Source organism: Streptomyces sp. NPDC051921 (genome assembly GCF_040680975.1).
Classification (GTDB): Bacteria; Actinomycetota; Actinomycetes; order Streptomycetales; family Streptomycetaceae; genus Streptomyces.
Genome location: NZ_JBFAXU010000005.1, coordinates 103,694 through 128,518, shown reverse-complemented (window position 1 = coordinate 128,518; position 24,825 = coordinate 103,694). Strand labels below are relative to the sequence as shown.

At 70.0% G+C, this 24,825-nt stretch carries 13 protein-coding genes and 1 pseudogene; 5 read left to right on the top strand and 9 right to left on the bottom strand.

Going from position 1 to position 24,825, the window contains the following annotated elements:
• Nucleotides 1-39: 39 nt before the first annotated feature.
• Together pglX and pglW are read right to left on the bottom strand one after the other, a co-directional pair.
• A complete protein-coding gene (gene pglX / locus AB0M16_RS09080; RefSeq protein WP_365340454.1) occupies nt 40-3,654 on the bottom strand; it encodes a BREX-2 system adenine-specific DNA-methyltransferase PglX in 3,615 nt (1,204 codons plus the stop codon).
• Nucleotides 3,651-8,330, bottom strand: a complete 4,680-nt coding sequence (pglW, locus tag AB0M16_RS09075) for a BREX system serine/threonine kinase PglW (RefSeq protein WP_365340452.1) — start codon at nt 8,328-8,330, stop codon at nt 3,651-3,653. Before pglW ends, pglX begins: the two co-directional genes overlap by 4 nt.
• Nucleotides 8,331-8,630: 300 nt before the next feature.
• Between pglW and AB0M16_RS09070 the strand changes: the two genes are divergently transcribed.
• Complete coding sequence (locus tag AB0M16_RS09070; protein ID WP_365340450.1) at nt 8,631-9,689, top strand: hypothetical protein; 1,059 nt, start codon at nt 8,631-8,633, stop codon at nt 9,687-9,689.
• A 3-nt stretch (nt 9,690-9,692) separates the two neighbouring features.
• Here AB0M16_RS09070 and AB0M16_RS09065 read toward each other — a convergent pair whose 3' ends face one another.
• Nucleotides 9,693-14,687 carry a DUF3320 domain-containing protein gene (locus tag AB0M16_RS09065; protein WP_365340448.1) on the bottom strand — a complete coding sequence of 1,665 codons (4,995 nt, stop codon included), beginning with the start codon at nt 14,685-14,687 and terminating at the stop codon, nt 9,693-9,695.
• Nucleotides 14,688-14,944: 257 nt separating this feature from the next.
• On the bottom strand, nt 14,945-15,556 hold the full coding sequence (locus AB0M16_RS09060; protein ID WP_365340446.1) for a hypothetical protein: 612 nt from the start codon (nt 15,554-15,556) through the stop codon (nt 14,945-14,947).
• A 213-nt stretch (nt 15,557-15,769) separates the two neighbouring features.
• Here AB0M16_RS09060 and AB0M16_RS09055 point away from each other — a divergent pair.
• Nucleotides 15,770-15,931: pseudogene (locus AB0M16_RS09055) on the top strand (MFS transporter); the annotation flags it as partial.
• Between the two features lie 62 nt (nt 15,932-15,993).
• Here AB0M16_RS09055 and AB0M16_RS09050 read toward each other — a convergent pair.
• The 4 genes from AB0M16_RS09050 to AB0M16_RS09035 all read right to left on the bottom strand — a co-directional run bounded on the left by AB0M16_RS09050 (nt 15,994) and on the right by AB0M16_RS09035 (nt 19,319).
• Nucleotides 15,994-16,416 carry an alpha-amylase gene (locus tag AB0M16_RS09050; protein ID WP_365340444.1) on the bottom strand — a complete coding sequence of 141 codons (423 nt, stop codon included), beginning with the start codon at nt 16,414-16,416 and terminating at the stop codon, nt 15,994-15,996.
• 209 nt (nt 16,417-16,625) lie between these two features.
• The gene (locus AB0M16_RS09045) at nt 16,626-18,155 is read right to left on the bottom strand and encodes a UDP-N-acetylglucosamine 1-carboxyvinyltransferase (protein ID WP_365340442.1); all 1,530 of its coding nucleotides are present in this window, start codon (nt 18,153-18,155) and stop codon (nt 16,626-16,628) included.
• Nucleotides 18,156-18,205: 50 nt separating this feature from the next.
• Nucleotides 18,206-18,562, bottom strand: coding sequence for an extradiol dioxygenase (locus tag AB0M16_RS09040; RefSeq protein ID WP_365340440.1), 357 nt, complete (start codon nt 18,560-18,562; stop codon nt 18,206-18,208).
• A 73-nt stretch (nt 18,563-18,635) separates the two neighbouring features.
• Entirely contained in the window at nt 18,636-19,319 is a 684-nt protein-coding gene (locus tag AB0M16_RS09035) for a sigma-70 family RNA polymerase sigma factor (protein ID WP_365340438.1), read from the bottom strand.
• A 117-nt stretch (nt 19,320-19,436) separates the two neighbouring features.
• Between AB0M16_RS09035 and AB0M16_RS09030 the strand changes: the two genes are divergently transcribed.
• On the top strand, nt 19,437-20,315 hold the full coding sequence (locus tag AB0M16_RS09030; RefSeq protein WP_365340436.1) for an alpha/beta hydrolase: 879 nt from the start codon (nt 19,437-19,439) through the stop codon (nt 20,313-20,315).
• Between the two features lie 129 nt (nt 20,316-20,444).
• On the opposite strand, the gene AB0M16_RS09025 is transcribed toward AB0M16_RS09030, so the two are convergent.
• Nucleotides 20,445-21,638, bottom strand: coding sequence for a helix-turn-helix transcriptional regulator (locus tag AB0M16_RS09025; RefSeq protein WP_365340759.1), 1,194 nt, complete (start codon nt 21,636-21,638; stop codon nt 20,445-20,447).
• A gap of 289 nt (nt 21,639-21,927) precedes the next feature.
• Here AB0M16_RS09025 and AB0M16_RS09020 point away from each other — a divergent pair, with 289 nt between their 5' ends.
• Nucleotides 21,928-22,545 carry a toll/interleukin-1 receptor domain-containing protein gene (locus AB0M16_RS09020; protein WP_365340434.1) on the top strand — a complete coding sequence of 206 codons (618 nt, stop codon included), beginning with the start codon at nt 21,928-21,930 and terminating at the stop codon, nt 22,543-22,545.
• 15 nt (nt 22,546-22,560) lie between these two features.
• Nucleotides 22,561-24,807, top strand: a complete 2,247-nt coding sequence (locus tag AB0M16_RS09015) for a PQQ-binding-like beta-propeller repeat protein (protein ID WP_365340432.1) — start codon at nt 22,561-22,563, stop codon at nt 24,805-24,807.
• Nucleotides 24,808-24,825: the final 18 nt, after the last annotated feature.

Here is a 24,825-nt window from a genome sequence, read left to right as displayed (position 1 = left end):
GAACCTTCCGGATCGCGGGGGCCGTCGGCGTACTTGGGCCTACTTCTTGGTCGTACGACGCCCTCGCGTGGCCGCGGCCGGGCGCCAGGCGCGCAGGTCGTCGTCCGTCAGGCCGTGCTTGCCCTGCTCCATCTGTCGGTCACCCCGGAAGAAGTCGGCCGGAGACGTCCCGAAGGTGGGGTCGAACTCGTTGTGCCACTGGTCCAGCCACGGCTGGAGCTCCAGCAGGCCGGCCAGGAACGGGGTGACTTCCTCATCGGTCAGGGCCTCGTGCGTGGCGATGTACGTGGTGAGCGCGTACGCCTGCTCCTGGTGGTCCCAGCCGGCCCAGCCGTACAGGTCGGGCGTGGGCACGTTGGCCTTCCCATACGAGATGAAGCGCTCCTTGGGCACGTCGAGCTTGCCACGCGCCCGCCAGTAGGAGGGCCGCAGGAAATCAGCCGAGGTGTACTTCGGCGGTACGGGAATGCTGTCCCGGATCTTCCGCTTGGCCGGTTCGTCCTCAGCGGCGTCCTCCTGCCGCTGGAGGTCCCAGACGTGCTCCCAGTCGGCGCGCTTCTTGAGCCCGGAGGGCTTGTAGCGCAGGGCGGACAGGAACGGCACGTGCTCGTCGGTCATCAGCTCGGCGACGACGGCGGGCAGCTCCTTGCGGGGCGCGTAGATCTTCGCGACGGAGACGAAGTCTTCGTCGCGGGACAGGTTGTCGGTCAGCCGCGAGAGCGTGACGAGGGCGGGCATCCCGTTCTCGTCGAACCAGTGGTCCCGGCTCTCGATCCGATCGAGCAGCCACGACCGCAGCGCCTTCTCCTGGAGCGCGTCCCAACCCTCGGTGGCCCAGCGGCGCTTGTACTCGGGTCGCTCGACCATCCCGATGGCCCGGGACGACTCGATGACGTCGATCCGCTTTTGCACGACCTCGCGGTAAGCGGGGGGCCAGTGTGCCGGGATCTCGGTAACGGGGGTGAATTTGTGATTGTGGTGCTTGAACCAAGAGGTGCTGACCTCGCCGCGCTCCACCTTGCGGGCTAGAACAATGGCAAAGGCGCGCTCGGAAGCAGACACTTCAGGGACTTCGGAGGTGGGAAGAGTGATCTCTTCGTCGAGCAACCCGTAGATCCGGTAGACCTGCCAGTCCAGTTCCTCCTGAATGGCAATCATGCGGTCTCGGACGGTGCTCCATTGGATGCGAGCGTTTCGAAGGGACTCAGGGGTGGGGGTGTGGTTCGCTACAACGGTGGCAGGACTTACTTCCGAGAGTTCTTGGGCCAAGGTGTCCAGCATGGCGGCAAGGTGTGTCGGAAATTCGCGAGGGAGTGGGAACTCTTCGAGCTTGGTTCCTGTGAACTCGAATCGGTGCTCCCAGGGTTCGTCGGCTCCGGCGACATCCGCTCCGGGACGTCCTTTGTCGTGGCTTACTTGACGGAGCCAGAATCCCGCAGTGGAGCTGTTCAGGAGCCCGGTCAGCTGGACGTACTCCTCCTCGGTCGCCTGCTCATGAAGCTTGACTACTGGGGCGGTTCGGTTGAAGAGCAAGCCGTCGCGATCGAGGACAAAGTGATTGTGCGTGGCGACGAAAGCAAAGCCAATGCCGAATTTCGTGCCGAGCTTGCTGCTGTAGTTTTCGAGATGGACGTACCATGCGCGCCCGTTGTCGTCCAGCGTTTTTCCGAAGATCTTCCGCTGGCGAAGGCGAGTTCGGTCGATCCACAAGAGTCGCGACACGAGGGTGTCGGATTCGGTGCGGAGATTCAGCTGCTGCTTGTCCGTGTACGGATTTCCGACTGGAACATAGGAGTTGAAGCGAAAGTCTCGAACTGCGTCGCCAACTACAAGGGGGCGAACCTGGCTGTTGAGGTTCAGTCGTTGTGCGGTCGCCATGTTGGGAAGGAAGAAGGCGTCGTCTGCGCCAGTAGATGTGGTTCGGCCAATGCTTGAGGAAATTCTTCTCAAGGTCGCAGGGGAATTCTGATTTACCTGCTCCACCATTTCGAGGCCGCCGTCGGCAAGAATCCATGGCTGCTTGCCAAAATATCGACTTCGCTCTAGATCGTCCACGGAAATCCAGGGACTGTTTGACCCAGGGCTGTCGATCTGGCTCACAATCGCATTCCAGACCAACCCGTCCTCGGGATTGCCGGGTGCGGTAGGTTCGCCTTGAATGCTTCGGGCCGTTCTGATTGTCTCTGAGCGTTCTGCTCCCTTGCGGCGCTTCCCGATCAGGATAACTGTGGGCGTACCGTGGCCGGGGATGAATGCGCCAGATGTGTCGATGACTTCGGTCAGCTCGACCTCGTGTGCAAAGTACATCTCGATGAGTCGTGTGCCGAATTCTCGCTTCATGAATGAGTTGGCCGTAATTTGGCCAACCATTCCGTATCCGCTCCCATTGCGGTCACCGGACTTCGCTAGTTGAAAGAACCTTTGAGCGAACGGGACCGACAGTGCGTATCCCCCGGCGCAAGCGTCGTACAGCTCTCGGTAGAGCTTGCTGAGCCCAGGGTCGGCTACTTGGATATACGGCGGATTACCCACGACTACGTGGTAGCGTCCCTGCTCTAGAATCCTTGGGTGCTCATGAATGTCTTCCGTCGAGTACTTAAAGTCCGCGACTTCATCGCCGTCTCCACCCATGATTTCCGAGTCTTCAAAAAGTGCGTCCTGCCGGTGCTTGATCAGCGAGTCACCCACCGCAAGATGGATGGGCCACTCATACCGCGCCGCCTCCCCCAGCGTCCGAACCCCACCCGCCGCCATCGCCGCCACCAGCAACCGGAACCGCGCAATAGCCACCGCGAACGGGTTCAGGTCGACGCCATGCACCGAGTCCAGCGCAGCCCGCACCCGCTCGTGCAGGTCCTTGCCCGGCTGGCCGTCGCCCCACAGGCGCACCAACCGCCGGAACGCGCCCAGCACGAAGTGGCCCGACCCGCACGTCGGGTCGATCATCTTCAGGCCCTCGTAGCCGAACTCCCGCACCGCAGGGTCCATCGTCCGGTCGAGGATGAACTCCTCCACGAACTCCGGGGTCTGCAGTAGGGCGTACGTCTTCCGGGCCGCCTCACTCAGGTCCTGATACAGGTCACCCAGGAACCGGGTGTCCCAACCCTCCGTACCGTCCTCGTTCAGCGGATCCGTGAAGTCGTGGACAAGGAGGCCCTCCTCATCCCGGCCCCGCCAGAAGTCCACCAGCTCCCGCGCTCCATCATGAGACAGCGGGATCTGGTACAGCGGGTTGTGCCGCCGGTCGAACAGCAGCCGGCCCGCTTGACCGCTCCCCAGCTCCTCGAAGGCGCTCTCCAGCCAGCCCCGGTACGTCGGGTCCTGGGCCTTCGACAGGTAGTCCTCGTACCGGGCAAGCGCCAGGTCCCGCCGGTCCGCGCTCGGTGCCGTCAGGTACGGCTCCGGGATCAGGCCGTTGTCTTCGCAGAAGCGGACGAACACAGACCCCAGCACCCACGCCACCGCGACCTGCGTGATGCGCTCGTCCAGCCACGTGTTCCACGTCGCCGCCGTACGGCCCAGCTTCCGCGCCCGGTCGTACTCGTCCCGCAGGCGCGCGCCCTCGGGGACGACCTTCACCTGCTTGCCCAGGTCGGCCTCGACCGCCTTGACCTGCTGCTTCAGGTCGTCCAACAGGGCTTTGCGGTCGATCACTTCTCGTCTCCAGTTGCCTTGACTTCGTTGAGACCAGACCGGTGGGCGTTCTTCACCCACGAGTCGGGCAGGTCGATCCATTCGCCGAGCCCTGCCTGGTACGGCACGGCCACGGCCCCCAGCTTCGGTTCCCGCGCCGGGTCCGGCTGCGGCACGAGCAGCCACAGGCCGCGCCCGCCCTGCCGGGCGGCCTCCGCCAGCCGGTCGAGGACGCCCATCGCGTCGTACCGCGCGAAGACCGCCGTCTCCGTCAGCAGGACCGGGCCCGTGCCCGTCACCGGGTCGAGCAGCTCCCGTACCCGGGGCTCGACCGTGCCCCACGCCGTCCGCGCGTACTCGGCGAACTTCATCGCCCCCCGCGTACCCGGCTCGGCCACATCGGCCTTCAGCAGGGTCTCCCACGTCGGCTTCGTGGCCGGCGGGACGAGGGCGTGCAGGGACTCCAGGAACAGCTCGGTCACGGACACCGGGCGCGCGCCGATCCGGTCGCCGGTCAGCCTGTGGACCGCCTCGACCGTACGGCCGTGGTGCACGGTCAGGACCCGGTAGCCGTCCTGGCGGGCGGAGGCGAGGAGGCGCTCGTCCGTGCGGACCGCGCCCGCGAGCAGCGGGTCGTCGGAGTACCGCGTCACCGTGCCGACGCCGCTCGACGTGTGCCCGATGCCGCCGGTCAGATAGCTGGAGGTGCCGTCCATCCGCGTGGGCAGATAGCGAAGGGTCTTCGTGTCCTCGCGCGTGGACAGCGTGAGCTCGAAGCCGGCGTCGAAGAGGGCCTTCGTCAGGCGGCTGCCGGTCGGCAGCTCGTGCGTCGCCACCCCGCGCGCGTCGGTGACGACGAGTTCGGGGAAGCGGGCGCGGACCCGCTCGTGGATGTCCTCGCCGGTGAGGCCCGGCTGCCGGGCCTCAGGGACCCCCGGGATCATCGGGACCAGGCCGGCCTGGGTGAGCCGCAGGGCGCGGACCAGCGACAGGTCGCGCGGGTAGATCTCCAGGCGCGGGGTGGCGGCGGCGTTCGCCGAAGCCGCGGCGGCCAGTTCGACGAGCCGGCGCTCGTCCCACTCGACGAGGCCGGGCGGCGGAGTGAGCGCGCCGAGTTCGCTGAGGACCGTGGTCGCCGTCGGGAGGGTGTCGAGGCGGGAGAGCCGGTCGGCGGTCTTGCCGAGTCGCATCGCGTAGTCGAGGAGGCCGGGCGCCGTCGGCGTGTCCGGGGCGTCGCCCTCGCGGACGTCCAGGGCGAGCAGACCCGCGGCGAGGGCGTCCTCGGTGGCCTTGCGGTTGGGCTGGTGCTGGAACTCGGCCTCCTCCGGCTCGAGTTGCTCCGCCTCCACCACGGCCCGTACGGCCGCCAGGGCAAGGGCGCGCCGCTGCTCACGCTCGGCCAGCTGCGTACCGCGGCGTACGGCGAGGGCGTCGGCGATCTCCAGCGCGGAGGCGACGCGACCGAGGCCCGCGAGGAGATCCATGATCTCCGTGCGCAGGGCCTGGACCGCCGGGTGCTTCTTCCAGCGCTTGCGCTCCTCCTTGAGCATCTGCGGGATGCGGCCGGCGGACAGTCCGAGGGCCTCCGCCACGTCCTTCTGCTTGGGCCAGACGCCGATGTCGGGAAGCTCGCCGCGCTCGTTGGGGAGTCGGAGAAGCAGCCGCACCATCTCGATCTTGTTGCTGTTGGAGCGGTTGTTGTTGAGCTCCGGGACGAAGATCGTGGCGAGCGTGTCCAGGCTGACCGAGCGCAGTGCGGACGCGGTGAGTCCGCCCGCTCCCTCGCCGGCGGCGAGCGAGCCTAGAACGGCCGATTCGGCGGCCGTGAGCTGGGCGAGCTCTTCCTTGGCCTCGGCGCGGCCCTTCGGCGTGAGCGGCGAGACGGGGGCCTCGCGCAGCAGCTTGCCCCACTGGCGCTGGCGGCGCTGCACCTCGGTGCGGGTCCTGGTGCCGAGGCCGGGGGCGTTGAGGAGTTTGCTGCGGCTGTAGTCGAGGAGTCCGCCGACGGTGGTGATGCCGAGACCGTAAAGGAAGGACTCGGCGGCCGGGGTGAGGCCCGCGGAGGAGAGGTGGGTGTCCCGGGTGACGGCGGCGGCGAGCCGTTCGCGCTGCTCGTCGGCGGTGAGCGGCTCGGCCTCCGCGATGGCGGGGGCGCCGGTCGGGGCGGTCCGCTCGGAGGCCGGTTCGGGGTGACGGGTGCGGTGGCTGGACGGCACCGCCTGGGCGGCGTCCAGGAAGATCTTCTTCCAGGCGTCCCGCATCGGCTTGAGCTCGGCGTACCGCTTGGCGGCGTCCCGGTGCAGCGCCTTGCGGAAGAAGGCGACCAGCCCGTCCCGTACGGCCGGCTCGAAGGCGTCGGCCGCGATGACGGGGTACGGGAACTCGGCCGCGTCCGTCATGGCGGGCGGCACCGAACCGTCGCCCCACTTCGGGAGCTCGCCGGACGCCATCTGGTGCAGCGTGACGGCCACTGCGTACCTCTCGGCGTGCGAGTCGTACGCGGTGCGCGTGAGGCCGCCGATGAACGGGTCGAGATAACCCTCCGTACCGGCGTCATGGTCCGTCGCCGGGTAGCCGGCGAGGGAGAAGTCGATCAGCACCAGCTCGCGCGTGCGGTTGGGGCGGATGCGGATGGCGATGTTGTCGGGCTTGATGTCGCGGTGCCAGACGCTCTCGCCCTCCAGGAAGTCCACCGCTCCGAAAAGGTAGTCGCCGTACGCCTCCAGCTGGTCCATCTGGAGCCGGCCGCGCTCGCGGAGCTGGCGGGCGACGGTCTCCTCACGGCGGCGGTGCCGCGTGCCCTTGCGGGGAGCGGCATCGGAACCCTCGGCCCTGTCGGCGTCGGTGTCCTGGTCACGCTCGTCACCGACGTACTCCAGAGCGAGCACGGTCCGGCCCGCGATCCGCAGGGGCTCCGGCTCGACGAGCCGGATGATCCGGGAGTCGGGACGCAGCCGGCCCATGACCTCGGCCTCGTGGACGAGGATCTCGCCCCGGCTGTCGGAGAGCGCCACCTTGAGCACGGCGAGCGGGCGGGTCTTCCGGGCCTCCGCCTCCAGGTCCCGTACGAGGAAGGCGCGGCTGGTGGAGCCGGTGCCCAGGCGCCGGCGGACCTCCCACCGGCCGCCGAGGACGTCACCGGCGACGGCTTCCAACGGGTCCTTCTCGGACACCTCGGCGGTCTCGGTCTCCGCGGGGGGCGCCGGCGCGGTGAGGCTGTCCTCGACGCACTCCAGCATCTCCAGGAACTCGTCCACCGTGGACAGCCGCTGACCAGGGCGGTACGCGGTGGCAGCCTGCACCAGCTCGTCGATGTCCGGGGACAGGCCGTCGACGAGCGAACTGGGGCGCAGGCCCTCGCCCGCCTCCAGCCGTGCGAGGAGCTCGGCCTGGCTGGCGGCGGGCGCCTTGCCGGTGACGAGGAGATAGGTGAGGACGCCGAGGCCGTAGACGTCGAGGTAGACGGGGTCCGCCTTGAGTGCGGTCAGCTCGGGCGCGAGGTAAGGGTCGGATCCTTCGGAGATGTGCGTCACCGACAGGGCCGTGGGGGCGAAGCGGGTCATGCCCTGCCCCGTGGAGCCGTCCGTGCCGGAGGACCGCTGGGTGGCGATCTGCCAGTCCGAGATCTGCAGCCGCGGAGCCAGCCAGGCGGCGTCCTCTCCGATCGCCTTGCCCTCGCGGCCCCGGTTGCGCGGGATGACGTGCACTGAGCGGGCGGCGAGGGCGCGGTGGTGGATCCGGCTCGAGTGGGCGGACCGTATGGTCTCGGCGAGCTGGCGGACGAGCGCCATCCGGCCGAGGATGTCGAGCCGCTTGCCGTGCTGGAGCAGGTACTCGTCAAGCCGGAGGGTCTGCGGGTGGTAGTCGAAGATCAGCGCGGGGCCGGCCGTGTGCCCGGACGGGAAGTACTGCTTCAGTTGCACGACGCCGGGATGACGGAAGCGCTGGAGCACCGCGGCCTCGCGGCGGGCGGCGTTCTCGACCGAGCGTCGGAGGGAGGCGTCGGAACCGCGCTCGCTCAGATAGACCCGGACCCGGGCGACCTCCGGCAGCTCGCTGTGGGTGGCCCGGTAGTCCGCCCACGTGGGGCCGGAGTCGAAGGATTTCCGCTCCAGCTGGTACGGGCCGACCTTGTACGCGGCCTCACTGCGCTTGATGCCGATGCGGTCCAGAGCGGTCTTGATCTCGCGGGAGTCGATCGCCGTGATGCGGCGCCGCTCGTCCCGGGGCGGCTGCTTCAGCATGGCCACGAGCTCGGGGATGGTGTACACGCCGTTCTGGTCGTGGGCCGGGAGGCGGACCCGCAAGCCACCGTCTGTGAAGCAGACCGCTTCGCCCACCCACACCCGCTTGCCGTTCTGGCCGAGGAGCGAGGCCAGCTCCTTCGCCTTCTTGTTGACCAGGTGGAGGGGATTGCCGTGGGGGCGACGGTGACCGCCGGGAGTGGTCTGGACCCAGGTGCCGTTCTCGCTGGTCACGGACCCGTGCCAGTCCTTCAGCTCGATCATGAACATGCCGCCGGGGGCGACAATGAGCAGATCGACCTCACGGACGTGACCGGTGTTCGCGGTGAAGGTGAAGTTCGACCAGGCGCGCCACGGGTCCGCGTCCGGCAGCTGGGAGCGGATGGCTTCCAGGCCGCGGCGCTCATGGTCGAACTCGGAGTCGGCGACCGTCGTCCACCGGCCTTCCCGCATGCGCTGTCCCCGCCCGTCTCGTTTCCCTGCCGACTGGTGGATCGCCCGCGGCTCACTCAAGGGCATCGAGGCTGTTCCGACCAGGGCACATCCGTGGGAAATCCTAATGGCGGGCGCTGACAGGGGGAGGCGTTCCCGGCATATGCGGTCGCTGCTGCACAGGGAAGTCGGGTGATCGTTTCACGGCAGTGTTGATGGTTTGCGCCAGAGAGGCCGAATCGGCATGGTTTCGCGCTCCGCCGGTTGCGCGGACCCTGGCTCCAGGTCACCGGAGTCGGCAGAGCCGAGGGGGAATCCGCCGTGTCTGAGCTGTTGTACGTGCCCGTGCTCCGAGCCCGACCGCATGCGGCGAAGGCCTATGCGTGGCAGTCGCCGATCGGCCGACGGCGCATCGCGCCTCTGTGGAATCTGCCGCCGAGACCGGAGATCGACGCCCCGGCTCTCACCGCCGGGTTTCGTAAGGACCTGGGCTCGGTCGGGGTGGTCCATCGTCACAGCGACGGGTGGATAGACGCGCCCTTCGCGGACGAGACACAGATGACCGTGCTGGCGGACCTCCTGGACGAACGCTGCATGTACGCCCGGCTCCGGCCGGTGACGGGTCCGGACCGATCCGCCTTCCAGCAGGCGACCTCGATTGAAACCGCAGCGCGCAGCCACCGGGGCCTCGGGATACGTGTCCCCGTCGAGGGGGAGTGGGACGACGGTACGCGGGAAGCCGTCCGCTCCCTCGTGGCCCGCGCCGACCCGGGCGTCCGGGTGGACCTGCTCCTGGACATGGGCGCCGTGCTCGCCTCCCGGCCCGACGCCGGCAAGGAGGCCCTGCGGGCACTCGACGCTCTGTTCCCTCTGGCCTCCTGGCGCGAGGTCTGCGTGCTGAGCGCCGGCTTCCCACACGTCACGGTGGACATGCTGGAACAGGGCCTGCGCGAGGAGCCGCGATGGGACTGGGCGATGTGGCACGAGATCGCACAGAGCCGGAGGCCCTACCTGGCCGTGGTGAGGTACGGCGACTACGGAACCCAGTCCGCCCACGCCATCGCTCAGCCGCCGAGCGACCCCAAGCGGAAGGGAGGGCCGGACTGGGGCTTCCTGCGCTATACGACCGAGCGAGACTTCGTCATATCGAAGGTTTTGCATACCGGCAGGCGGACGAGCGACAAGCTCGCGTTCAACCGAGCGGCGGCCCGCCGCATCGTCGAACTGCCCTCCTTCCGCGGTACCGGTGCTGGAGCCGCCGAGACCTGGCTTCTCGACCTGGCCGGAGGAGGCGACAGCACCGGGGCCTTCGGGGACTGGCTGACGGTGGGCAACGCGCAGCACATGGCCTACGTCGCCCACGCCCTCCGGTCACAGTGAACGTCAGCGCACCACCGTGATGCGGTCCGGGCCACCGGACATCCGGTCACCGCGGTGCAGTGCCCTGATATCCGCGCTCAGGGTTGTGCGAATGTCGGGGCCCAGCCGACGCCAGCCGAAGAAGTCGCAGGCCTGCTTCATCAGCTCCTCGGCCGACATGCCGGGGCACTCGGCCGCCAGCTCCCACAACGCCAGCCGGCGCTCGGCCGGGGCGACGTGCAGCACCTTCCGCGCGGTCTCGCCCGCGCCCGGGGTGCGGGCCTGGAGTGTGGTGCGGTGCGTCACATCGAAGAATGAGCCCTCCGACGTTACGGTTCCCGACCGTACGAGGGCCTGCGCCACCTGTACGACGGCGGTCCGGGCCCGGCCGCCGGCCCTGGCGAGGCCCCAGGCCTCGCGCGCACGCTGTACGAGCAGGTCCTCGTGGATCGGTCCCTCGGCCTCGATGACGGCGGCCAGCACCCTGCGCAGCGCAGGCTTGGCCTCCGGGGTGTGCAGCTCGTAGGACGAGCCGGCGCTGATCCACCGGGTCTTGTACGGGGCGCTCCACACCCGCTCGGCCTGCGTGTCCACAGGCACGCGCTCGTACTCGACGTCGAGCTGGGCAGGCGGGGCGGGCGGCCTGGTAGGTGCCGGAGCCGGCGTGGCACTGGTGGCCGCCACCGGCTCCGCCCGTTCCTGCACCGGGTCGTCGACGGGCGGCGCGCCGTCCACGGGCCCCCGCTGCCCAGGCAGCGTCACGGAGGCTCCTCCGATCAGCGGTCCCTGGGCGATGGCATGCTCGACCGCCTCGCGCAGTCGGAGCTCGGCTGCTGCCCGGCCCCGGTACCAGTCGGTGCCCCAGATCCGGTACAGCCGCCACCCCAGCCCGGTCAGAACCTGCTCACGCAGCCGGTCACGGTCCCGCGCGGCCTTGGATGAGTGGTACATCGCGCCGTCGCACTCGATTCCCAGGGCATAGGCACCCGGGAGGGTGGGGTGACGCAGACCGATGTCGATGCGGTAGCCAGCCACGCCGACCTGGGACTGCACCTTGTGGCCCCAGCCGCGCAGCACATCGAGCACCGACTCTTCGAAGGGGCTGTCGGGCTCCGCGTCCGACGGGAGGACCTCTTGGGCAAGTACCGCAGGGCCGGACTCCGCGTACTCCAGGTACCGCTTCAGGTGGCGAACGCTCTCGTTCGTACTGTCGGCAAGGCTGCCGCCGCGGAAGGACGCGACGACCTCCATGCGATACCGGGCACGGGTGACGGCGACGTTGAGGCGCCGCCAGCCGCCGCTCTTGTTGATCGGCCCGAAGTTCAGTCCCAGCTTGCCGTGCTCGTCGGGCCCGTAACCGACCGACATGATCATCACGTCGCGTTCGTCACCCTGGACCGACTCGAGGTTCTTGATGAAGAAGCCGTCGAGTCGGTCCTCGGTGAAGCAGTGCTCCAGGTCGGGCCGGCCCAGCCGGGCCTGCTGCACGGCGAGGTCGATGGCGGAGGCCTGGGCCTGGGAGAGGGCGACGACGCCGAGAGTGAGCCCCGGACGGGTGTCGAAGTGGTGGAGCACCCGCCGGGCGACGAACTCGGCCTCGACCTGGTTGTCACGGCGACCGCCGCGGTCGTAGACGCCGGTGGCCTGGAAGAAGGCGACACCGACGTCGTTGCCCTCCTCCTGTGCCCCCGGAAAGGTGATCATCGAGTTCTGGTAGAACTCGCGGTTGCTGAAGGTGATCAGGTTCTCGTGGCGGCTGCGGTAGTGCCAGCGCAGCGGCAGATCCTGCATGGCCCCAGCCTTGCAGGCGTGCAACAGAGACTCGAAGGAATCGGGTACGTCCTCGGCGTATTCATCCGAGTCGTCCTCGACAGAAGAATCGAAGAACGAGGTCGGCGGCAGCTGCTTCTCGTCTCCTGCCACGACGAGCGTACGGCCGCGATAGACGGAGTTGATCGCATCCGCGGGCCGCACCTGTGAAGCCTCGTCGAAGATGACGACGTCGAATTCGAAGTCGGCGGGCAGCATCTGGCTGACTGTGAGCGGGCTCATCATGAAGCAGGGCTTGATCGCCTGGACTACCTCACGGGTCCGGCCGAGCAGTTCTCGCACAGGCAGGTGCCGGGCCTTCTTCTCCGCTTCACGCTTGATGACAGCGCCTCCGCCGCTGCCGAAGCGGCGGGGTCGACGTGTGTTGCATGCCTCGATGACGGCCCTGCCCGCGGCGGCGATCAGCCGCCGGTCGGCCTCGTGGAAATCGGCGACCCGGGCGTCGAGGTCCTCGCCACGGGTGGTCCGCAGTCGTCCGTCGGACGCGAGGACCCCGTCCGCCCAGGCGCGGAGCAGTGCCTGCTCGACGATCTCGGGCAGTTGCTGCCGGTCGAGGTCCTGCTCGGCCGCCGCTGTGACGAGGCCGTCCGCGCCGTGCCGGGCGAGTACCGCGAGCCCGTCGCGATAGGTCCGCCATTCCTCGGGCCCGCGCGGGTCGCCGTCCAGAGCATCGATCATCGACTGCGCCTGGTCGAGAGGACCCAGCAGGGAAGGGGAGAGCTGGGCGGCGCGGGCCGGCTCGAAGAGGGCGAGCAGCGACTCCGCCGCTGTCTCCCAACGGTCGGCACGCTGCGCCGCAACGGCACACCAACCACCGAGAGCCCGCCGGATGTTGCCGGCGAGAAGCGCGCCAAGCCGGTCCTGGTCCGCGTCATGGGCCAGCTGCAGGGCGGCGAGATCGGCCCGATCGGCGCTGCGCGTCAGGACGGCGATGCGGTCGGCGTTGGCCAGTGCCGCGTCCAGAGCGACGAGCGCTTCCTCCGTCAGCGGCGCATACGGGCCCAGGAGCGTGGAGTGCTGCTCGGCCAGGCGGGCCACCTCTGTGTGCGCATCCTGCCAGGCGACGGCATCGACGAGCCGCGCGCCGACCGACTTGTCCCAGGTCCCCGCGAGCGTCAGCTCTGCTGCCGCCGCACGGTCGGACTTGAACTGCGCCGAAAACCTTGAGAACAGGCCCTGATGCTGCGAGGAGAAGCGCTCCGCAAGGTGGTGGAGCCCTTCGGTACGCAGCACCTGGTCGCCGAAGAGATCCGCGGCCGCGGCTCGGGCAGCGGACTCGGCGGTGATCGCCTCGCGCAGCTCTGCTGCGGCGGCGTGAGCCTGCGCGAGACCTGCCGGTTGGAACCACGCGCGAGGCGGCCTGAACTCGGCCGAGGTCAGGTCGGCCAGCTCGCACAGGGCGAAGGCTGCCTCCGATGTGGTGTCATGCGGCATTCCGAAGAGATCGGCAAGCTGACGCAGCTCCGTGCCCGTGTCCTCGGGCAGCTGTCCCTCCGCCGGCGCCTGCGGCGCGTCGGGGAGTCGCGAGCTCAGCGTTCGTACGAGGTGCCTCAGCTCCCGCACGGACCCGGGCGTGTCCCCGGTCGAGGCGAAAGGCCGTCGGTCGACGGCCGCGCTGAGCGCGGTCAACGCTCCGGACGCCTCGGAGACCACGGTGTGCGCCGAGTTGACCACGAGACCGCGCCAGACGAACGCCGAGCCTTCCGCCGCCGGACGCCAGGCCCGGCTGATGGCCTGGGCGGCATCGACCGACTCCCTGAGGGAGCCGGCACTCAGGGTTCGGACGACGGCGTCGTTCTGCACGGACGTCGGCAACTGCGGGACGTCGGCCCGTTCCAGTTGGATCAGGCGACCCAGGACCTGATGCAGGGTGCGCTGCAGGGGTTCGCGGACCTCGTTCATCGCCGTCGAGTGTGCGGACAGCTCCGTGCGCAACTGCCGGGCCTGCTCGAGCTCGTGCTGTGCGGCGCCGGTGACCCGCGCCTCGGTCGTCAGCACCCGCGCCAGCTCGGTAGCCACCGCCTTCTTGCTCGTGTCACCGCTGTGCAGGGCCAGGACGAAGTCGCCCAGGCCGACGCTGCGCAGACGGTTCCGCACCACGTCCAGCGCCGCGGCCTTTTCACTAACGAAGAGCACACTGCGGCCGGCGTGCATCAGGGCGGCGATCATGTTGGTGATCGTCTGGCTCTTGCCCGTTCCCGGCGGACCGCTCATGACGAAGGAACGCTGGTCGAGGACGGCGGCGATGCACTGGCGCTGCGAGGCATCGGCATCCAGCACCATCGGGCTCGTCTCGGGCAGCTGGATCTCGTCGATGCGGTCCAGTTCCGGAGGTTCGAAACCGATGACGTCGTCGGGCAGGCCTGCATCCGGGCCGAGGGCGACGGTCCGTACCAGCGGATGGGCGAGGATCCGGTCCTCGTTCTGCAGGAGGTCCTGGTACATGGATTCACGGTGGGAGGCGAAGAGCCCGAGCACTACGCGGTCGTCAACCGCCCAGCCCTTCAGCCCGGCCGTGACCTTTCGGGCCGCGGTCAGGACGGCGGAGGCATCCGCGACGTCGGTGTCGCCGACCGGCCTCCAGTCGACCCCGAGGTGCTCCATCTTCACCGCCAGGGCCGGGTTGTGCATCCGCTCCTGGTTGTCGGCGAGCCGTAGCCTGTACCCCTTGCCGCCTTCCTCGCGCCGGAGTTCGACCGGAACCAGGACGAGGGGCGCGGCGCTGCTCTCCTCGGCGCCCTCTTCGCGCCAGTTGAGCATGCCGATGCCGAGCCAGAGGACCCACAGGCCGTAGTCGTTGAACATCTGCCCTGACTTGCTGCGCAGCTGGTACAGGGCGCTGTTGAGGCCGGCGGACGTGGTCTTCTGGGTGAAGAGGCCATCGCCGAGTGCGCGAGAGGGCCCGTCAGCGGTCTTGCGGAGGGTGACGGCTCCGCCCGCGTCCGAGTCCTCTGCGGATTCCTCGGCGACGGGCGCGAAGGTCCACCCCTGCCGGAGGTTGGCCAACAGCGGGTCGATGCCCGGGAACATCACTTCCAGTGTCGCGGTCCTGGTATGCCGGAAGTTCAGCAGCCGGTTGCGCCCGCCCATGTCCAGCAGAGACTTGCGCCACTCTTCGAGGACGGCCTTCAGGCGGCTGAGGCCGGGATCGCCGCCGGGGGCGGAGGACGGGTGGAACGGGGCGGGCATGCGGTGACTACCTCCTGAACCGGGCGCGCAGGGCATCGTCGCGACGACCCCCGGAGGTAACTGAATATCATCTCATTCCGCGACGTGGGTGCTGGTCTCGACACACCGTCAGCGGTCTTGCTTACAGGGGGACGTCGTCTCCTCATGTCGCTGCGCGATCCGCCGACGGCTCTCATCGGTTACGACGGCTCACCGGGGGCCGGTGGAGTCGGTCGACGCGGGGCAGCGGTTGGGAGAGTCGCCAACGCTGCACGCTCTTAGGGCTGCCGGGGCTGTCCGAGCGTCCACTTCTTTGGCTCGTCCAGAGACGCTGGCGCGTACACGGCCGTTCCGGGACGGGTGCCCTTCGGGACCGCGAACATGATGTTGCCGCGCAGGCAGTCACCGGCCGCGAGCTTGGAACCGTCGACGAATTCCGGCTTCGGGCCGCCGGCCGGGAAAAACTGCGGCCGGTACCGAACGCCGTCGGCCGTCGCGAGCTGCCAGGAGTTCGTGCCCGCGGCGACGCTCCCCTTCACTAGGCAGACCTTGACCTCCAGGGCTGCCCATTCGTCGCCCTTCTCCCCGGCCGAAAGCTCCGCCGGGGAGTAGTCGGCCTTCGCGGGCTGCAAGTATTTCGAGACGGTGACGTTCACCTCGATCTCGCCCTGCGCGGGGTCGTCGACCCGGTTGATGAAGGTGTCGCCGAGGCGCAGTGGCCTGTTCGAGGGTGGTGTCGTGGGCGTCGGCGCCGTTGTGGCGGGTGCGGTCGTGGCCTTCAGGACCGTCGGCTTCGGATCGGGAGCGTCGGAGCCCGAGCAGCCGGCGACGAGCGTGGAGAGCGCGACAGCAGCGATGGATCTGCTTATCACGGTCTGCGGGAACGGCACGTATCACTCCCGGGGACGGGTAGTTGTGTAGCGCTCAACATACAGAAATGGTGGATGCTGCTACCCGCCAATGCGCAGATTGCGCCACGCAAGGGGAAGCCCCGCCGGGACGGATCAGGGACTTGGCTGTTGCATGCTGGTCGCGCGGCGGAGGTAGGCGAAACCTGTCGCCAACAGCGGGCGGCCGATCTCGGAACCCCTCCTACTGCGAACCTGCTGCCCCGATACGGGACGAAACCCTTTATGGTGACCGGCTCGCTGCTCGCGGCCGCGGGTCTGTCCTGGCTGACCCTGACCGATGTGCACTCCACCAATCTGGGCAGCATCCTCGGGCCGATCCTCGTCTTCGGCCTCGGCATGGGCCTAATGTTCGTGTTGGCGCTCCATAGAGCACCGCCCCCCAGCCGCGCGCGGGGCACGGTGCTCATCGTCCGTGCTCAGGCGCCGCTCGCCGCGGTGCTGCCGGGGTCGCACGTCCGGAGTCCCGTGATGTGGTTCAGCTGCGGGCCGTAGCCGGCGAAGGTCGCCGACGCCCCGGGCTCGATGACACGGCAGGGGGCGTCCTGGCCGTCCGTGTACTCGACGGTGACGGCCACCGTGGTGCCACAGCCGTTGACCACCGAGGTGTAGCGCCAGCTCGCGTAGTACTGCACGCACTCCGGAGGCGCGGAGTCGGCGACCGCGACGGCGGAGGGGGACGTGGCGACCGCCGTCTCGGCCGACGGGCTGCCGGCGGACGGGACCGTGGTGACCGCCCCGGCCGACGGAGCGGTGGGCAGGAGGGCCAGGAGGCCGGCCGCGGCCGTGGCGGCGACGGCGGCGGGGCGGGATGCACGGGAGAGGAAGCGCACGTTCGTCATGCCCGGCATGCTCACAAGTCCTGCCCACATTGCGCAAGTTCACGAATGAGCTTTCAGTCAGGGCGAGTTGAATGGAGGGAAAGTGCAGGCGACGCAGGGTTCGCGCTTATGCAAGATGTTGCAGCGAGAGAGTGCATTCCCCCCACGGCTGGTACGCGAAGAGCCCCGAGCGGCGGCTTTCCGCTGCTCGGGGCCCGTGCTCGGGGGTCCTAGATGTCCCGGAAGATCTCGATCTGCGCCCCCACCGAATTCAGGCGCTCCGCCAGCTCCTCGTAACCCCGGTTGATGACGTAGACGTTGCGCAGCACCGAGGTGCCCTCCGCCGCCATCATCGCCAGCAGGACGACCACCGCCGGGCGGAGCGCGGGCGGGCACATCATCTCGGCGGCGCGCCAGCGGGTGGGGCCCTCGACCAGGACGCGGTGGGGGTCGAGGAGCTGGAGGCGGCCGCCGAGGCGGTTGAGGTCGGTGAGGTAGATGGCGCGGTTGTCGTAGACCCAGTCGTGGATGAGCGTCTTGCCCTGGGCCGTGGCCGCGATCGCCGCGAAGAACGGGACGTTGTCGATGTTGAGGCCCGGGAACGGCATCGGGTGGATCTTGTCGATCGGCGCCTCCAGCTTGGAGGGGCGGACCGTCAGGTCGACCAGGCGGGTGCGGCCGTTGTCCGCCGGGTACTCGGCCGAGCGGTCGTGGTCGAGGCCCATCTCCTCCAGGACGGCGAGCTCGATCTCCATGAACTCGATCGGGACCCGGCGGATGGTCAGTTCCGACTCCGTCACCACGGCCGCCGCGAGCAGGCTCATCGCCTCGACCGGGTCCTCGGAGGGGGAGTAGTCGACGTCGACGTCGATCCGCGGGACGCCGTGCACGGTCAGCGTCGTGGTGCCGACGCCCTCGACGCGGACGCCGAGCGCCTCCAGGAAGAAGCACAGGTCCTGGACCATGTAGTTGGAGGAGGCGTTGCGGATGACCGTGACGCCGTCGTGGCGGGCGGCCGCGAGGAGGGCGTTCTCGGTCACGGTGTCGCCGCGCTCGGTCAGGACGATCGGGCGGTCGGGGGAGACGGACTGCTCGACCTGCGCGTGGTAGAGGCCCTCGGTCGCGGTGATGTCGAGGCCGAAGCGGCGCAGCGCGATCATGTGCGGCTCGATCGTGCGGGTGCCGAGGTCGCAGCCGCCGGCGTACGGCAGCTTGAAGCGGTCCAGGCGGTGCAGCAGCGGGCCGAGGAACATGATGATGGAGCGGGTGCGGATCGCGGCCTCGGCGTCGATGGACTCCATGTCCAGCTCGGCCGGCGGCACGATCTCCAGGTCGACGCCCTCGTTGATCCAGCGGGTGCGCACGCCGATCGAGTTGAGGACCTCCAGGAGGCGGAAGACCTCCTCGATGCGGGCGACCCGGCGCAGCACCGTGCGGCCCGAGTTGAGCAGCGAGGCGCACAGCAGCGCGACGCAGGCGTTCTTGCTCGTCTTGACGTCGATGGCGCCGGAGAGCCGGCGGCGGCCGACGACGCGCAGGTGCATCGGGCCGGCGTAACCGAGAGCGACGATCTCGCTGTCGAGGGCTTCGCCGATGCGGGCGATCATCTCAAGGCTGATGTTCTGGTTGCCCCGCTCGATCCGGTTGACGGCGCTCTGGCTGGTGCCGAGTGCGTCGGCCAGCTGCGTCTGGGTCCAGCCACGGTGCTGACGGGCGTCACGGATGAGCTTGCCGATGCGTACGAGGTAGTCGTCTGCCATGGCGTCACATTATCTCAGATATGAGATGACGCTCGCGGTGGGGTGGGCCATCAGGGTGACAGGCTGTGGGCAACGGGGTGATGCGGCTGGTACAGCGGCAGTTCGGTCCCGCTCGGCAGCCGTACGGCGCAGACCCGGCCCCACCTCTCGTCGGTGACGGGGCGTGGGGCCACGGCTCCGCGGTCCTCCAGGGCGGCCAGGGTCGCGGCGATGTCGTCGCACATCAGATAGATCTCGCTCGTGGGCTCCCCGTCCGTCGGGTGCACGGCGATCTCGGCCGGCGGCAGCTTGAAGATGAGCCACCCGCGCCCCGCGTCGACGTGGTCGAAGCCGAGGACGTCCTTGAGGAAGGCGCGGTCCGCCTCCGCGTCCTGGCTGTAGAGGATCACATGTGCGCCGCTGAACATGCCTCAATCGTCCACTCCCATCCTCTTTGTGGCAATTGTGCCGCGCCCGTACGGGGTGGAACCGGTGGGCGGTTCACGCCTCGTGCAGGCGCACCCGCTGGATCTGGCAGGCCAGCGTTCGCCGTCCGGACGCCGTCACAGCCTCCGGCCCGTCCTTCTTCGCCAGGACGTCGAGGCCCCGCGCGATCCGGTCGTACGTGCTCCGGTGCGGCGCGAACGGGGCCTCCGCCCTGTGCTCCCGCAGGTCCTCCTCCACCAGGCGCCGCAGTGCGTCCACGTTCTGCGGTGTGAATCGTTTCCGGCCCCGGGCCAGCGCGTGCACCAGGCGCGAGCAGTGGGCGTCGTCGTCGAGCGCCGCCGAGAGCTCCTCGGCCAGGCCCCACAGCCGCCCTTCCAGCCAGGGTGTGTCGAGCTGGTCCAGCGACACGTCGGCCGCCGGCGGCACGCCCTCCCCGGCCGCCGCCCTGGTCACCTGCTTGGACACCGCCGGCTGGCTCATCCCGGCCAGCCGGGCCAGCCGGTCCTGGGTCCAGCCGGCGCCGGCGAAGAGCCGGATCATCTCGGCGCGCAGGTGCCGCATCTCCTCGCCCGCGCGAATGATCTCGTTCATCCCCGCGAACATCCGCCCGACCTGCTCCTCGGTCATCTCCTCGGGCGTCTGCCCGGCGGCCCTCGCGCCCGTCGTCCCCGCGTGCGCGAGTCCGGCGTCGTCGCCCGTCGTCCCCGCGTGCGCGGGTCCGGCGTCGTATCCCGTCATCTCGCGTCCAGTCTCCTGTCCGCTTTCCCTCTCGGCTGTCACAACCCAGTTATACCCGGACGCGCACGCCCCGTCAGAGGCTCGACAAGGCTTATAACCAGGTTGTATGACTGGGTTATGACCTCCGCTCCGCACACCTCCGCCACCCTCACCGCCCCCGACGGCACCCGCCTCGCCCACCGCCTCGCCGGCTCGGGCGGCCCGCTCCTCTGCGTCCCCGGCGGGCCCGCCGACTCCGCGTACCTCGGCGACCTCGGCGGGCTCGCCGTCCACCGCACCCTGGTCCTCCCCGACCTGCGCGGCACCGGCCGGTCCGCGCGGCCCGTCGACCCCGCCACGTACCGCTGCGACCGCCTCGTCGACGACATCGAGGCCCTACGGGCCCATCTCGGTCTCGAACGCGTCGACCTGCTCGGCCACTCCGCCGGTGCGAACATCGCCGTCCAGTACGCGGCCCGGTATCCGCACCGCGTGGCGCGCCTGGCCCTCGTCACCCCCGGCCTGCGCGCCGTCGGCGTCGGCATCACCGCCGACGCCCGGCTCGGCCTCGCGCGCCGGCGCGCCCACGAGCCCTGGTTCCCGGCGGCCTTCGCCGCCCTGGAGGCGATCAACGGCGGAGGCGGGGGCACCGGCGCCGACTGGGAGGCCGTCGCGCCCTTCCGGTACGGCCGCTGGGATGAGGCGGCCCGCCGTCACGAGGCCGCGAGCCGCCCCGGCAACCCCGAGGCCGTCGCCGGATTCGGCGCCGACGGTGCCTTCACGCCTGACGGCATCCGCGCCACCCGTGCCGCGCTCGCCGCGCTGCCCGCCCCCGTCCTGCTGTTCGCGGGCGAGTTCGACCTCAACAGCCCGCCGGGCGCGGTGGCGGAACTCGCGGGTCTCGTGCCGCACGCCGTGCTCCGCGTGCAGCCCGGGGCGGGCCACTATCCATGGCTTGACGACCCGGCCGCCTTCGTCGAGTCGGTGACGGCGTTTCTCGACGGCGCCGATCGGTGACGCTTCCGGCCGCGTTCCTTGATAGTGCTTCTCGGCGGCGTTCCCCGGCCACCGCCTCAGCGACCCTGCCCGGCGACGCCTCAGTGACCCTGCCCGGCGACGCCTCAGCGCCCCTGCCCGGCGACCGCCTCAGCCGAACGCGAGGGCGGCCGACGCGTCGATGAGGGCGTGCCGGGCCGGGCCGGCCCTTCGGGTCCGGGCCTGTTCCACGAAAGCGCCCAGCTCCGCGCGTACGGTGGCCGAGTCGATGCGTCTGATCACGGGCAGCGTGGCCTCGATGATCCGACAGGCGTCGTCGAGGCGGCCGACACCGGCCAGGGCTGTCGCCTGCCGGACCGCGAAGCGGGCCCGGGAGTTGCTGTCCGTCGGGACGGCCGGCAGGAGCGCGCGCTCGGCGGCGAATGGGTCGGCGGCGCTCGGCTCGGAGGCGGAAAGGCCGACAGCGCACAGCTCGGCGGCGAAGAGGTCGGCGGCGAGCTCGAAGCGGCACAGGCTGAGCATGCAGGACGCTTCGATGAGCCGAGGGTTGCCGTTCTCGACCCGCGGACCCCAGTGAGGGGTCCGGCCGCCCACGACCTCGGCAGTGTGACTTCTGAACCGCGCCAATGCCTCCCCGCAGGCCTCCGCGTCGCCGCGCCGCGCATGCGCCTGCGCCGCGCGCCGCGCGGCCTGCGCGCGGATCACGGGGTCGGCCGCCGGGTGTGCGGCCGCCTGGTCGGCGAATCCGATCGCCGCACCGCTGTCACCGCGGTGCTGGGCGATGAAGGCCTTGCGGACCAGGGCGTACGCGGCCACCGTCTCGTCTCCGCCGCGCGCGCCCCAGCGGACCGCGGTATTCGTCCAGCGCAACGCTTCCGCGGGATTTCCCGCCTCCTGCGCCATCCAGCCCGTGTACTCGGCGAACTTCGAGGCCAGCAGCCAGATCTCCGCGCGCTCCTCGCCGACGGCGAGCGAACCGGCGTCCGTCAGGATCCGGGTGATCGACTTCAGTGAAGCGGTGACGAACCCCGGCCCGGTGGATCGGCCGATGTCCTTCAGCTCGCGCAGGACCCGCTCGTATCCGGTGACCACGGGGCCGGTCTCGACGACCTCCTCGGTCGGGACGCCCCGGCGCCGGGGCGCCGCCAGTTCGGCGAGTTCCCCGCCGGCGCCGAAGGCCGCGTCGCAGGCCGCCGCCACGGCGGGCGTCGGGTTGCGCAGTCCGCTCTCCAGATTGCAGATCTGCCCGTCGGACACGTTCGCGCGCCGGGCGAGCTCGCGCACGCTCCATCCCCGACGTGCCCGCAGGGTGGCCAGGACGACGCCGAAGTCGCCCGGCGGCAGACGGGTACCGGCTGAGGCGCGAACCGGAACCGCCCGTGCCGCAACCGCCCGTGCCGGAACCGTCCCTGTCGCAACCGCCCGTGCCGGAACCGTCCCTGCCGCAACCGCCCGTGCCCGGACCGTCCCACCCGGGACCGCCGCTTCCGCGCTGTCCGCCGAGTCCATACCGGCCAGAGTACGGAGCCTTGCGGCTGCTATTCAATCCTCGCTGAATAGCCATCGCGCGTCTGTTCCGCCCCTATGGTGAGCACCATCCCTGACATCAAGTCCTGCCAGAGAGGGGGCACTTGTGCCGCGCGTCTTCCTCAGCTTTCGCAAAGCGGACTCCCGGTGGATGCGAGACCGCGTCTACCGCGAACTGTCCGGCCGCCTGGGTGCCAACGAGATCTTCAAGTCGGGCCGGTCGATCCCGCCCGGGGCCGATTTCGCCGAGATCCTGCGGCGGCAGGCCGCCGAGTGCGAGCTCATGTGCGTCCTGATCGGGCCGGGGTGGCTCGACGCGCGTGGCGAGGACGGTGCGCGGCTGCTGGACCGGGCCCACGACTGGGTCCGCCTGGAGATCGCCACGGCTCTTCGGGCGGGAAACCGCGTCGTCCCGGTCCTGCTGGGTGACGCGACGATGCTGCCCGACGCCTCGGCTCTGCCGGCCGAGATCGCGGAGCTGGGACGCCTGCAGTTCCTCCGCGTTCCGGAATCCCACCTCCCGGACGGGCTGGCGCGCCTGAGTGACGCGGTGACCGATCTCTTGTCGGATGCCGAGCCCGCCGACGCGTCCGGGCCGGGTGCGGAGCAGCCTCCCGGTGCGCCGACCGCCGGACCGGCTCCGTCGGTGACCATGACGGCCCATGTGACCGGCGGCGGCAGCTCCTACATGGCGGCCCGTGACCAGACGATCAGGCTGGCATGAGGGAGACGGACGACGATGCATCATCTCGGAACGGACGACGCTCGCCGGATCGGGCCGTACTCGCTGCTGGTACGGCAGCGCGCGGTCGGCGGGAACGACGTCTTCACGGCTCGTACGGACGCGGGGCGACTCGTCACGGTCACGGTCGTACGACGCGAACTCGCCGCGGACCCGGGCTTCCGGGACCGGTTCCGCGCCGCCGTGGAGGCGGCACGGACGCTGTCCGGTGCCTTCCTTGTACCCGTGGTGGACGCCGACACCGACGCACCGGTCCCGTGGATGGCGACCGAGTTCGCCGCCGGACTGCCGCTACGGCAGGCGGTTGACCGGCACGGACCGCTGTCCGAACCGGCTCTACGGGTGCTCGCCGACGGCCTCGGCCGGGCGCTCGCCGTGCTCCACGCGGCCGGAACGGTCCATGGCGAGGTGAGCCCGGACTCGGTGCTGCTCACCATGGAGGGGCCCCGCATCAGCGCCCTGGGAATCGTCGGAGCCACCGGCAGTCCGGCGCCCGCACTGACGGACGACATGGCCGACCTCGGTTCGACCGTGCTGTTCGCGGCCTCCGGAGGCGAGCCGGACACGGGCGCCCTGCCCGTGTCGCTACGCGACGTGATCGGCGGCTGCCTGTACCCGGACCCGCCGGACCGTCCCACCGCGCAGCAACTCGTGGACCACCTGCGACGACAGAACCTGCCGGCCCTGGAGGGCAGTTGGCTGCCGCGGGCCGTGACCGCCGACATGGCAGCCGCCGCTGCGGCGGCAGGGTCGGCACCCGCCCGGAGCGGCGCTCAAGGCGGCCAGGACAGCCCCCCGGACCTGCTGCTTCCGCCGCCGGTGATCGCCGCCGACAGAGGTGTCAGCCGTCGGAAGCTGCTCATCGGACTGGCGGGAGGCGCGGCCGTGCTCGGCGGATCCGCGGCGGCGGTGGCCTTCTCCGGCGACTCGCCGACGACAGCCGGCGGCCGGGCCGGCGGGCCCGGGGCCACCGCGCGGCCGGCTGCTCCGTCCGGCGTACCGTCCTCCTCGGCCCCTTCCGCGTCGCCGTCCTCGACGAACGAGCCGGAAGCGATCCTTCTGTCCGGACCCGACGCCGTCACGGCCTGGTCGCGCACCGCCAAGCACGCCCCCACCTGTCTGGAAGCCACCGACAAGGTGGTCATGGTGGTCACGAACACCGGCACGTCCTTCCTGGACACGGCGACCGGGAAGACCGCGTTCTCCGGGTTCGACACCGCCAACGACTACGGCACGGGCAGCTTCAGGTACCCCACGGCGTATGCGGACGGAGTGTTCTACCTGCTCTGTGACACGCCGAAAGCGACGAATCTGCTGGCGGCGTTCGACGCGGTCAGCGGCAAGCTGAAGTGGGCGACCAAGATGGCCGACTCCGGTCCCGGGGGCGGCACGCACACGGCGCTGTACACGAGCCACTACGTGGCAGCCGCGGGGAGCACGGTCTACGTGTGCGGGACCGTGCGCGTGCTGGACGGGAAGTTCTCGGTCAAGGATCCGACGGTCGGCTACATCCGCGCGTTCGACGCCGCCACCGGCAGGGGACTCTGGCGGGTGACGGGCACGGACATCAACAACGTGCTCGTACCGCCCACCGGCTCCCGTCTGCTCGCCACCTCGGCCGTTCCGGGCGGGAAGGCCGGCCGCGTCCAGATGGTCGACGCCGGCCGGAAAGGCGCTCGCGGCTGGAAGGTGTCCGTTCAGGACTCCAGGTTCTACTTCAACTCCGGCTGGCCGATGACGTGCCACGCCGCCGGGATGTTCCTGTTCGCCGGCGGCACCGGCGACATGCTGTTCGCCGTCGATCCGGCCACGGGCAGCGAGAAGTGGCATCGGCTCTTCCAGTCGAAGAGCGGGGACCGGGTCCGGATCGGTGCCCCGTTCCCCAGCCTGGACGGTGCGACCGTGTACGTGGGGGTCGGCAGCGACCTGGTCGCCCTGGCCACGGCGGACGGCACTCTCCGGTGGGTCGCGAGGCTCGAGGGGGCCGGCGACACGGGCCTGTCCAACCTGTTCAACGTGTCACTGGGGATGGGCGGGAGGAGCGCGCAGTGCTCGGCCGACACCGTCTTCGCCACGGACAGCGCCAAGACGCTGTGGGCCATCGACGCGTCCACCGGCAGAGCCCGGTGGAGGTACCGCGACCCCGGGCAGCCGGACGCGGGATTCCGGTGGACGGTGGGCGGTGACCGCGTCTTCGTCGCCTCCCATCTGACCATGACCGCGATCGCGGCCCACGCACGGTAAGCGAGAACAAGGAGAAGG

Coding starts and splice junctions, on each gene's coding strand:
- pglW (WP_365340452.1), bottom strand. CDS start 8,330: ATGCGGGAAGGCCGGTGGACGACGGTCGCCGACTCCGAGTTCGACCAT.
- AB0M16_RS09065 (WP_365340448.1), bottom strand. CDS start 14,687: ATGCCCGCCCCGTTCCACCCGTCCTCCGCCCCCGGCGGCGATCCCGGC.
- AB0M16_RS09050 (WP_365340444.1), bottom strand. CDS start 16,416: ATGACGAACGTGCGCTTCCTCTCCCGTGCATCCCGCCCCGCCGCCGTC.
- AB0M16_RS09045 (WP_365340442.1), bottom strand. CDS start 18,155: ATGGCAGACGACTACCTCGTACGCATCGGCAAGCTCATCCGTGACGCC.
- AB0M16_RS09040 (WP_365340440.1), bottom strand. CDS start 18,562: ATGTTCAGCGGCGCACATGTGATCCTCTACAGCCAGGACGCGGAGGCG.
- AB0M16_RS09035 (WP_365340438.1), bottom strand. CDS start 19,319: ATGACGGGATACGACGCCGGACCCGCGCACGCGGGGACGACGGGCGAC.
- AB0M16_RS09030 (WP_365340436.1), top strand. CDS start 19,437: ATGACCTCCGCTCCGCACACCTCCGCCACCCTCACCGCCCCCGACGGC.
- AB0M16_RS09015 (WP_365340432.1), top strand. CDS start 22,561: ATGCATCATCTCGGAACGGACGACGCTCGCCGGATCGGGCCGTACTCG.